This is a genomic window from Mesorhizobium sp. M7A.F.Ca.CA.004.12.1.1, assembly GCF_003997835.1.
GTDB lineage: Bacteria > Pseudomonadota > Alphaproteobacteria > Rhizobiales > Rhizobiaceae > Mesorhizobium.
In genome coordinates this window covers 1-10,515 of sequence record NZ_RZRK01000126.1, presented here as the reverse complement: position 1 = coordinate 10,515, position 10,515 = coordinate 1, and the positions used below count along the sequence as shown (strand labels likewise).

12 protein-coding genes are annotated in these 10,515 nt (G+C 63.2%); 8 read left to right on the top strand and 4 right to left on the bottom strand.

Annotation, left to right across the window (positions count from 1 at the left end):
* The 4 genes from EN984_RS09355 to EN984_RS09340 all read right to left on the bottom strand — a co-directional run.
* On the bottom strand, positions 1 to 597 hold a 597-nt coding region (locus EN984_RS09355; RefSeq protein WP_164765418.1), incomplete at its 3' end, for an ABC transporter permease.
* Positions 594 to 1,493, bottom strand: coding sequence for an ABC transporter permease (locus EN984_RS09350; protein ID WP_127271531.1), 900 nt, complete (start codon positions 1,491 to 1,493; stop codon positions 594 to 596). The genes EN984_RS09350 and EN984_RS09355, both read right to left, overlap by 4 nt.
* A complete protein-coding gene (locus tag EN984_RS09345) occupies positions 1,490 to 2,584 on the bottom strand; it encodes an ABC transporter ATP-binding protein (protein WP_127271533.1) in 1,095 nt (364 codons plus the stop codon). The genes EN984_RS09350 and EN984_RS09345 overlap by 4 nt, the downstream gene beginning before the upstream one ends.
* Before the next feature lie 93 nt (positions 2,585 to 2,677).
* Positions 2,678 to 3,808: a branched-chain amino acid ABC transporter substrate-binding protein gene (locus EN984_RS09340; RefSeq protein WP_127271535.1), complete on the bottom strand. Its 1,131-nt coding sequence runs from the start codon at positions 3,806 to 3,808 to the stop codon at positions 2,678 to 2,680.
* A 193-nt stretch (positions 3,809 to 4,001) separates the two neighbouring features.
* On the opposite strand from EN984_RS09340, the gene EN984_RS09335 reads away from it, so the two are divergent.
* From EN984_RS09335 to EN984_RS09300, 8 genes are all read left to right on the top strand, one after another.
* Positions 4,002 to 4,919 carry a branched-chain amino acid ABC transporter permease gene (locus EN984_RS09335; RefSeq protein WP_127267120.1) on the top strand — a complete coding sequence of 306 codons (918 nt, stop codon included), beginning with the start codon at positions 4,002 to 4,004 and terminating at the stop codon, positions 4,917 to 4,919.
* A 1-nt stretch (position 4,920) separates the two neighbouring features.
* Positions 4,921 to 6,096, top strand: coding sequence for a branched-chain amino acid ABC transporter permease (locus EN984_RS09330; RefSeq protein ID WP_127267119.1), 1,176 nt, complete (start codon positions 4,921 to 4,923; stop codon positions 6,094 to 6,096).
* Complete coding sequence (locus tag EN984_RS09325; RefSeq protein WP_236382713.1) at positions 6,093 to 6,878, top strand: ABC transporter ATP-binding protein; 786 nt, start codon at positions 6,093 to 6,095, stop codon at positions 6,876 to 6,878. Before EN984_RS09330 ends, EN984_RS09325 begins: the two co-directional genes overlap by 4 nt.
* On the top strand, positions 6,871 to 7,572 hold the full coding sequence (locus EN984_RS09320) for an ABC transporter ATP-binding protein (RefSeq protein ID WP_127267118.1): 702 nt from the start codon (positions 6,871 to 6,873) through the stop codon (positions 7,570 to 7,572). Before EN984_RS09325 ends, EN984_RS09320 begins: the two co-directional genes overlap by 8 nt.
* Before the next feature lie 203 nt (positions 7,573 to 7,775).
* Positions 7,776 to 9,080 carry an NAD(P)/FAD-dependent oxidoreductase gene (locus tag EN984_RS09315; protein ID WP_127267117.1) on the top strand — a complete coding sequence of 435 codons (1,305 nt, stop codon included), beginning with the start codon at positions 7,776 to 7,778 and terminating at the stop codon, positions 9,078 to 9,080.
* A gap of 11 nt (positions 9,081 to 9,091) precedes the next feature.
* A complete protein-coding gene (locus EN984_RS09310) occupies positions 9,092 to 9,508 on the top strand; it encodes a RidA family protein (protein WP_127267116.1) in 417 nt (138 codons plus the stop codon).
* 4 nt (positions 9,509 to 9,512) lie between these two features.
* A complete protein-coding gene (locus EN984_RS09305; protein ID WP_127267115.1) occupies positions 9,513 to 10,187 on the top strand; it encodes a DUF1028 domain-containing protein in 675 nt (224 codons plus the stop codon).
* Positions 10,188 to 10,208: 21 nt separating this feature from the next.
* Positions 10,209 to 10,515 (top strand): aldehyde dehydrogenase family protein (locus EN984_RS09300; protein ID WP_127383712.1); only part of this gene is annotated, 307 nt, incomplete at its 3' end.

The following is a 10,515-nucleotide window of genomic DNA, read 5'->3' as shown; positions in this document are numbered from 1 at the left end:
GGCGAGCATGGCGCCGGCGAACACACCCGGCAGGATGAGCGGCAGCGTGACGCGACGAAAGGCGACCCAACCGGTTGCATAGAGATCGCGGGCGGCTTCCTCCAGATCGAAGTCCATTCCCTGCAGGCGGGCGCGTATCGGCAGGAAGGCGAACGGGATGCAGAAGGTGGTGTGGGCGATCATCAGCTTCACCATTCCGTTGGCGAGCCCGATCTCGGAGAAGAGGATCAGGACGGCGACAGCAACGACGATTTCGGGCAGGAGCAGCGGCAGGTTCACCACCGCTTCGGAGATGCGGCGGAACCGGACATCGCGGCCGCGCACCAGCACCAATGCCGCCATCAACGCGACAAGGGTCGAGGCGACTGTGGCGACCGTGGCGACGAGCAGGGAGGTCTTCACCGCTGTCATCAGGTTGGCGTTGGACAGAGCGGTGGCGTACCAGTGCAATGAGAAGCCGCCCCAATTGGAGACGATCCGGTTCGCATTGAAAGAGTAGAACACCACGACGGCGATGGGCAAATAGAGATAGGCGAAGAAGATCGCGCTGAAGAGACCGAAGCCCGGATAGCGCCTGACATCATCGTCCGCGTTCATGCCGCACGCTCCATGCCTTCGGTGCGCATCGAGCGCAGACCCTGGAAAATCAGGAAGACCATGACCGCGGCCATCAGCACGATGGCGATGGCGGCGCCGAGCGGCCAGTTGCGGGCGCCACCGAACTGTAGCTGGATGAGATTGCCCATCATCATGGTCTTGCCGCCGCCGAGCAGGGTCGGCTCCAGGACCGCGCCGAGGCTTGGAACGAACACCAGGATCGCGCCGGCGATCATGCCGGGCCGGGTGAGGGGCAGGATAACGCGGCGCAATGTGGTGACGCGGTTGCCATAGAGATCATGCGACGCCTCGATGAGCGCAGGGTCGAGTTTCTCGATCGAGGCGAAGATCGGCAGGATCATCAGCGGAATGTAGCTGTAGACGAGACCGAGCAGCATGGCGGTGTTGCCGAACAGCAGCGAGTCCATGTTGTCGACGAGGCCGAGACCGCGAAGGGTCTTTTCGACGACACCATCCTTGCCAAGGATGATGATCCAGGAATAGACGCGCACGATCATCGAAACCCAGAATGGCAGCGTGACGAGATAGATCAGCAGCACTTTGATCGCCGGCCGCTGCAGCGCTATGAAATAGGCGACCGGGAAGCTCAGGAGCAGGCAGATCGATGTTGTCACGGCCGACAGGACCAGCGTTCTGGCAACAACGATGAGATATTGCGGATTGAACTCCATCTCGCCGGTCCAGCCTTCGTTGAACAAAAGCTGCTTGTAGGGCGCTGTGGTGAACACATATTCGAACCCGCCGTAAGGTCCGCGCGTCGAGAACGACACCACGATGATGATGCCGATCGGGATGATCAGCGTCAGCAGCATGATGAGATGGGCCGGCAGCAGGCCGAGGACATTCCAGTCGGGACTTTTTGTGCGTGCCTTCATGCGCCGAGGATCCGCACGGATTCGGCGGCAAAGCCAACTTTTACCGATTGCCCGATTTCGAACATCTGGCCGCGGCTGAGGCTGTTGCGCTTGGAGATGCGCAGCTTGGTTCCGCCCGCTTCAACGAGATAGTATGTGTAGCCGCCAAGATAATTGGTGCTCATGATCGTGCCGTCGACAGCGATCGGGTTGTCCTGCGCGGGCAGGCTGATTTTTTCCGGACGTATCGAGATGAAGGCCTTCTGGCCGGCGACCGCATTCTTGTGAGAGGCCGTCAAGGTCATGCCGAGTTGCGTTTTCACGGTTGCCTGCTCGCCGTCCACGGCAATCACGTCAGCATCGAGGAAGTTGGTCTCGCCGATGAAATCGGCGACGAAGCGGTTCGACGGCTCCTCGTAGATCGCCGCGGGTGTGCCAAGCTGCTGGATCTCGCCATCGCCGAGAACGCAGATGCGATCCGACATGTCGAGCGCTTCTTCCTGGTCGTGGGTGACGAAGACGAAGGTGATGCCGGTCTTGCGCTGCAGGATGCGCAGCTCGTCGCGCATGGCCTGGCGCAGCTTCAGATCGAGTGCGGAGAGCGGTTCGTCGAGCAGCAGCACTTCCGGTTCCGGCGCCAGGGCGCGGGCGAGCGCGACGCGCTGGCGCTGGCCGCCCGACAATTGCTGCGGCTTGCGCCCGGCAAAGGCCTCCATATGGACGAGACGAAGCATATCGGCGACGCGCTTATCGCGGCGGCCCTTTGACCAGCCGAGGTTTTCGAGCCCGAAGCCGATGTTCTGTTCGACGCTCATATGCGGAAACAGGGCGTAGCTCTGGAAGACGGTGTTGACCCGCCGCTTATGCGGGGGGAGTCCCTGTATGTCCGAGCCGTGCAGGAAAATCTGCCCCGCCGTCGGCTGCTCGAAACCGGCGATCATGCGCAGCAGGGTGGTCTTGCCGCAGCCGCTCGGGCCGAGCAGCGTGAAGAACTCGTTGTCGTAGATGTCGAAGGAAACAGGCTTCAGCGCCTGATAGGTGCCGAACACCTTGGAGACGCCCTTGATCTCGACGGCCTTTCGAGGTGCGCCGTGGCCAGCCTCGTCATTCATGGTCAGGCGCTCCGGTCAGGACTTTTGCGAGCTCGGCGATGAAGGTGATCGACGCCGCGCCACTGAGAACGGGCGCGGCGTCGATCAGGTAAGTTACATCTTCTCCCATTTGCCGCTGCGGACGACGAACATGTCGATGTCGATGGCCATGTTGGTCTGTCCGTTGGCATCGAACGAGACGTCTCCCAGAATGCCGTCGTGGTGGATGTCACGAATGGCCTTGCTCAGCGCCTCCTTGTCGTCGAGGCCTTTTTCCTTGATGACCTGAAGCAGGATCTGCGTCGCCTCGTAGGCATATTTCGCATAGGAGCCGGCAGGATCGGGATAAGCCTTGGTTTCATAGGCCTTGTTGAACTCCTCGAGCTTGGGGTTCGACTGGACGGCCGGAGTTCCGGCGATGGTGCCCTCGGCGGCAGCTCCCGCGATCTCGATGAATTTCGGGTCGTAGATGCCTGAAATTCCGTACATCGGCAGATTGCCCATGCCGAGGTCGGCCATCTGGCTGCGCACCAGCGCTGCTTCGGTGACGACACCGCCGAAATAGACCGCGTCGGGCGACGCTGCCTTCGCGGTCGTCAGCATGGCGCGGAAATCGGTCGTGCCGACAGCTGCGGCATCCGAAGAAACGACCTCGCCGCCGGCCGCCTTGAAGAAATCGCCGAACCATTTGGTGTTGGCCGCACCGTAGTCGGTGGTGTCGGAGATGATGGCGATCTTCTTGATCTTGCCTTGCTTGGCGATGGCTTCGGCCAGCGGTTTGTTCTCGTTGACCAGCGTCGGCGTGACGCGGGTCACGTTCGGGAAGTTCTGTTCGGTAATCTTCGGGCTGACCGCGCCCCAGACGATGAACGGCATCTGCGAGCGGTTGAAGACCGGGATCGTCGCCAACGCGACCGAGCTGTTCCAATGCCCCGTTGCCGCGACCACCGCGGGATCGTTGACCAGCTTCTGCGCCGCCGAAACGCCGACCGCCGGATCGGAGGCGTCATCGAGCACGACGCCTTCCACCTGGTGCGGATAGCCGCTGGCATTGGCCTGCTCGATGGCGAGCAGGAAGCCGTTGCGGGCGCCGAGGCCCTGCTGGGCGTTGCCGCCGGAGAGCGGCCCGATGAAGCCGAGCTTGATCTGGTCGGCCTGCGCCTGGGCGGCGCCCAGGGCGATGGCAAACAGAGAGCCGGCCAGAATTGACGATACGCGGATAAGCGCACTGCGCCTGTTTTGCATGGTTCCACCTCAAACAGAATTATCTGCCGCCGTCGTAGCGACCCGGCCGATCGTGATCGTCGGCTGATCATCAGTGTACGGGCGCGTATTCAGTGACGAAATTCGGAAATTGTGACTCGTGAGTTCGGAGATTCGTTCTGTCCGCCCGGGATGGCGATTGATACCTGTCGGCTTCAATCGAGAGACCGACCGCATGGCGGAACTGCTTGTCCAGCAACTGGTGAACTGGATAACCCTTGGCTGCATCTATGCCTTGCTGGCGATCGGATTCAGCCTGATCTTCGGTGTCTTGAACGTCATTCATTTCTCGCACGGCGATGTCGCGATGACGGCGCCGTTCATCACGCTGGCGCTTGCCCAGGCGTTGGCGACCGCTCTTGGCGCCTCGGGGCCCGCCTGGCTGGTGCTTGCGGTTCCGGTCGCCGTGTTCGCCGTCGGTTTGATCGGCGTCCTGCTGGACAAGGTGGTCATCAGGCGCTTCCGCGATGCGCCCGCCATGATGGCGCTGGTGGCGACCGTGGCGCTCGGCATCGTCATCCGCGAGCTGATCCGCCATCTCTATCCGCAGGGATCGAACCCGCATGCCTTCCCGCGCCTGGTGTCGGGCATGGCTTTCGAAATCTCCGGCGTTGCCATCAGCTGGTTCGCGCTGCTGGTGGTGGTGCTGACCGTCGCGCTGGTTGCCATGCTGTTTGTCTTCCTGCGCATGACCCCGCTCGGGCTGCGCATCCGGGCGGCCTCGGAGGACCGGGTCGTGGCGCGCATGATGGGCATCCGCGATGCACGCGTCTTCCGTGCGACGTTCTTCATTGCCTCGGCTATCGGCGCCATCGCTGGACTTCTGTTCGCAAGCTATGCCGGCGTGACACGGTTCGACTTCGGCGTCATGGCCGGCCTGCTCGGCTTTTCCGCCGCGGTCATCGGCGGCCTCGGCTCGATGCCGGGCGCCATACTGGGCGGACTGATCATTGCCGGCATCGAAGTGCTGGCGCAGACATTCGTGCCGGACGGCGCTTCCTACCGGCTGGTCTTCGTCTTCCTGCTGGTCATCGCCGTGCTCATCTTCCGCCCCGCCGGCCTGCTTGGGCGCACCGTCATGGAGAAAGTCTAGCATGCAGGGTCGTGCTTCACCCGACGTGCCGGGCATAGCCGCGGCCACGGTCTTCGCCATCGCCTCGCAAATCATCGGGGCAGCGTTCCTGTACCTCATCCTCAAAGTCGACGGCGGCTGGCAGGTGGTCGGCCTGCTGGCCTTGCTCGGCCTCGGTTTCTATCTGCTGGAGAGGCTGCCGTGGATCGCCGACTATGCGTTGGCGAGCTTTGCCCGGGTTCCGCTCGTGGCGATGATCACTGCGGCGGTCATCGTCCTGGCCTTTCCGTTCTTCGTCGGATCCAACACCTATATCCTCCATCTGCTGATCGTCGCCGAGCTTTATGCGGTGCTGGCGCTGGCGCTCAATTTCCAGCTCGGCAGCGCCAACATCCCGAACTTCGCCACCGGCGCTTCCTACGGCATCGGCGCCTACGTGTCGGCGCTGCTGGCGATCAATTTCGGCGTCAGCTTCTGGCTGACGCTGCCGGTCGCGGCGCTGGCGGCGACCCTGTTCGGTTTCATCATCGGCATCCCGTCGATGCGCACGCGCGACACTTATCTGGCGCTTGTCACCATCGCCTTCGGTGTCGTGGTCCAGCAATTGCTGAACAATTTCAGCTGGACCGGCGGACCCAACGGACTGGTCGGCATTCCGGCGCCCAGCCTGTTCGGCCATTCCTTTGCCGATCCGCTGGTGATCTTCTGCTGGAAGCTGCCGAGCCAGGCGAATTTCTATTATTTGTCGGCCGCACTGGTCGTCGTCGCCATCGTCACCGCGCATCGGCTGCACGGTTCGCGCATCGGTCTGGCCTGGAATGCGCTGCGCGCCGACGAGATCGCCGCCAAGGCGCAAGGCATCAATGTGGCGTGGTTCAAGGTTCTGGCCTTCGCCGTCGACGCCTTTCTCGCCGCCTTCGCCGGCACGATCTACGCCTTCTACGTCTCCTACATTTCTCCCGACAATTTCACCTTCCTGGTCTCCGTCACCATCATGACCATGGTCATCGTCGGCGGCATGGACAATATTTTCGGTGTCATCGTCGGTGCGTTCCTGCTGACCATCCTGCCGGAGAAATTGCGCGCGTTCGCCGACTACCGCCTGCTGTTCTTCGGCGTCGTCATCATCGGCTTCCTGATGATCCGGCCGCAAGGTCTGTTCCCGCAACGCATGCGGCGCTACGGAGGCGGACTGTGAGCGCGCTTCTCAAGGTCGAGAATTTGACGATGCGCTTCGGCGGCCTGGTCGCGCTCAACGATGTCAGCCTGTCGATCGACAAGGGCGCGGTGCTCGCCGTCATCGGCCCGAACGGCGCCGGCAAGTCGACGCTGTTCAATGTCGTGACCGGCGTCTACCGGCCAACCTCCGGTCGCGTGACCTTCGACGGCGCCGAGATCACCGGCCGCCCGTCCTACGAAGTTGTCGACCGCGGCATCGCCCGCACATTCCAGTCGTCGCGTCTGTTCTCCGACCTCAGTGTCCTCGACAACGTCATCATCGGCATGCACACCCGCACCAGGACCGGCGTGCTGACCGCGCTGTTTCGGCCCGGCGCGTCGCGCCGTGAGATGGCGGCCTGCGTGGAAAAGGCCGAAACCCTGCTCAAGCTCGGCTCCGGCGACCTGTTCGAACAACGCTACCGGCCAGCGGGCACGCTGGCGCAGGCCGACAGGCGACGGCTGGAAATTGCCCGCGCGCTCGCATCGCAGCCCAAGCTCTTGCTGCTCGACGAACCTTCGGTCGGCATGGACGACACGGAAACCGACGCACTGGTGGCCGACATCACGCGGCTGCGCGTACAAAACCCTGCTCTGTCGGTAGTTCTGATCGAGCACGACATGCGGGTGGTCGAAGCGTTCCCGCAGCATGTCACCTGCATCGACTATGGCAGCAAGATCGCCGAGGGCGACTTCGCGGCGGTGCGCGCCGACCCGCGCGTCCAGGAAGCCTATCTCGGGAAGGCGGTCGCCCATGCTTGAACTCAGGGATGTCGATACTTCCTATGGCGCGGTGCCGATGCTGCGCGGCGTGGCGATGAGCGTACGCCCCGGCGAACTGGTTTGCCTGCTCGGACCGAACGGCGCCGGCAAGACGACAACCTTCATGACAGTCTGCGGTGTCGTGCGAGCGCAGCGCGGCAAGGTCGAGGTGATGGGCAGGGACATGGCGACGCTCGGCACGGAAAACCTGGCGTCGCTCGGCGTCGGGCTCGTTCCCGAAGGGCGCCGGCTGTTCCCCGGCCTGACCGTGATGGAGAATTTGCGCCTGGGCTATGATGCGGTGTCGGCCAGGGGGCCCAATTTCGCGGTGCAACTGGACAAGATGTGCAAGCTTTTTCCGCGCATCCATGAGCGTTTGCGCCAAGTCGCCGGCACGCTGTCCGGCGGCGAACAGGCGATGGTGGCGCTGGCGCGCGCGCTGATCGGCGAACCCAGACTGGTGATCATGGACGAGCCGTCGCTCGGCCTCTCGCCAAAACTCATCGGCGAGTATTTCGAGATCACAAGGGAAATCCATCGCCAAGGCACGACCATCCTGTTGATCGAACAGAATGCCGAAATGGGGCTGGGCATCGCCGATCGCGGCTATGTGCTGGTCAAGGGTAAGGTCGCCCAGGAGGGGCCGGCAAAGGAGTTGCTCTCGTCCAAGGCGGCCAGAAGCCTTTATCTCTGAGCCGTCCGTTTCTTCTGACTCAACAGTGATGATCCACGCCCCGCGCTCCACATCTTCGGCCATGCTTCCCGGCATTTAGGGACAAGCTAACCACTGCCACATGAAATCATAATTTTCGCTGCCCGGTGCCTCCAGTAAACCAACGATCAGATCTCCGCCGCATCCGCAGACACTCCCGGGGAGAGCCAGAAAGGGCCGCTGAAATGCCAGTCGAAACGGTAGACACGCTTGTTGTTGGCGGCGGCCAGGCGGGGCTGGCCATGAGCGAGCATCTGAGCAAGTGCGGGGTGCCGCATCTCGTGCTCGAGCGAAGCCGCATCGCCGAACGCTGGCGTACCGAAAGATGGGACTCGCTGGTTGCCAATGGTCCCGCCTGGCATGATCGTTTTCCCGGCATGGAATTTCCGGATGCCGGTCCCGACGCCTTTGTCGGCAAGGAGAAGGTCGCCGACTATTTTGTCGCTTACGCCGGCATGATCGCTGCCCCCATCCGCTGCGGCGTGGAGGTCAGGAGCGTGGAAAGGCTTGTCGGCCGTCCCGGCTTCCGGGTCGAAACCTCGGATGGCGTGATCGAGGCCAGGAGCGTGGTTGCCGCTACCGGGGCTTTCCAGCATCCGGTCATTCCGGCGGTTGTCCCCGGGGATGCCGGAGCGATGCAGATCCATTCCAGCGCCTATCGCAATCCGGGCCAGTTGCCCGAAGGTGCGGTGCTGGTGGTCGGCTCCGGGTCCTCGGGGGTGCAGATCGCCGACGAACTCCAGCGCGCGGGACGGCGCGTCTACCTCTCGGTCGGGCCGCATGATCGGCCGCCGCGGGCCTATCGCGAGCGTGACTTCTGCTGGTGGCTGGGGGTTTTGGGCAAATGGGACGCTCAAGCGCCGGCGCCTGGCACCGAACACGTCACCATCGCGGTGAGCGGCGCGCGGGGCGGCCAGACGATCGACTTCCGGCGTCTTGCCGCGCAAGGGATAATGCTGGTTGGCCGGACTGAATCCTACAAGGACGGGGTTCTGACCTTCGCGTCGGACTTGGCTAAAAATATCGCGCGCGGCGATGCGAACTACATGTCGGTGCTGGACGAGGCCGACGCCTATGTCGCTCGCAACGGCCTCGACCTTCCAGAGGAGCCTGCGGCCCGCGAGATCGGACCGGACCCGCAATGCATGACCGATCCCATTCTCGAGCTGAACCTGGCGGAAGCCGGGATAGGTTCGATCATCTGGGCAACGGGTTTCACCGTCGATTACAACTGGCTGAAGGTCGATGTGTTTGACGAAAAGGGCAAGCCGAAGCACCAGCGCGGCGTGTCGACCGAGCCGGGAATCTATTTCCTGGGACTGCCGTGGCAATCGCGGCGGGGGTCGAGCTTCATCTGGGGCGTCTGGCACGACGCCCAGCATGTGGCGGACCATATCTCCACGCAGCGCAAGTACCTGGCCTACCATGCGTCCGCGAAGCGCGAGACCAAAGTGGCATGGAAACGGACGTCCCGACCTCGAGCCGACTGACGGAGACCAAGATGGCCCATACAAGAATTCGCAAGTTCAACACCAAGGACACCTATCCCGAGCAGAAGCTCGACAATGATCTGTGCCAGGCGGTCGTTACGCGGGGCGGCAGGACCGTCTATCTGCGCGGCCAATGCCCGCAGGACCTCGACACGGCCAAGAATATCGAAAGCCATGATCCGGTCGAACAGACGCACAAGGTCATGCAGAACATCCGCCAGCTGATCGAGGAGTGCGGCGGCACCATGGAGCATTTGGTCAAGGTGGTGGTCTACATTACCGATGTCCGCTATCGCGAGGCGGTCTACCGCACCATGGGCGAGTATATCAAAGGCGTGCATCCCGTCTCGACCGGCCTTGTCGTGCAGGCCCTGGCGCGGCCGGACTGGCTGGTCGAGATCGACGGCACCGCAGTTATCCCGGATTAAAGTCATGACATTCTCCATCGTCGCGCGGTGCAGCCGCACCGGCATGTTCGGGGTCGCGGTGTCCTCCTCGTCGCCTGCTGTGGCGGCGCGCTGCGCCTATGCGCAGGCGGGCGCCGGCGCCGTTGCCAGTCAGAACGTCACCGATCCTACGCTGGGACTGCGCGGTCTCGAATTGCTGGCGCGCGGCGCGTCGGCGGCAGAGGCGATTGTCATATTGAAGCGCACCGGTGCCTATCCCGAATACCGGCAGGTGCTGGCTGTCGATGCCGCCGGGACGACCGCTATCCACTCAGGGCCCAAGGCGCTTGGCATCTGGGCGGAGGCGCGTGCGGACAATGTCGCCTGCGGCGGCAACATGCTGGCCCATGACGGCGTTCCGCAAGCCATGGTCGAGGCTTTCCTGGCGTCGGAAGGGCATCTCGGCGACCGCCTCATCGCGACCATGCGCGCCGCGCTGAAAGCGGGCGGCGAGGCCGGCCCGGTCCATTCGGCTGGCATGAAGCTGGTGCGCGAGGTTGCGTGGCCGGTCGCCGATCTGCGCTGCGACTGGACCGACGACTGCCCGATCGAGCAACTGGCGACGCTGTGGGAACTCTACAAGCCACAGCTCGATGCCTATGTGACCCGTGCCATAAACCCATCCGATGCGCCGAGCTACGGCGTGCCGGGCGACGAATAGTCAAGACAGGGGTCGCCTGCGATGAGCGAACTCAGCCACAAGGACTGGATCGGCAAGGCGTCGGCGATCCGTTTTCGCGACAAGGCGTTCATCGACGGCAAGACGGTTGCGGCGCGTTCGGGCCGGACTTTTGCCAGCGTCAATCCGGCAACCGGCGAGGTGCTGGCCGAAGTGGCGTCCTGCGGTGAGGAAGACATCGATCTGGCGGTTGCCGCAGCGCGGCGCAGCTTCAACGCCGGCGTCTGGTCGCGGACCAGTCCGGCGCACCGTAAGGAGGTGCTGCTGCGGCTGGCGCAATTGCTGCGCGAAAACCTGCATGAACTGGCTC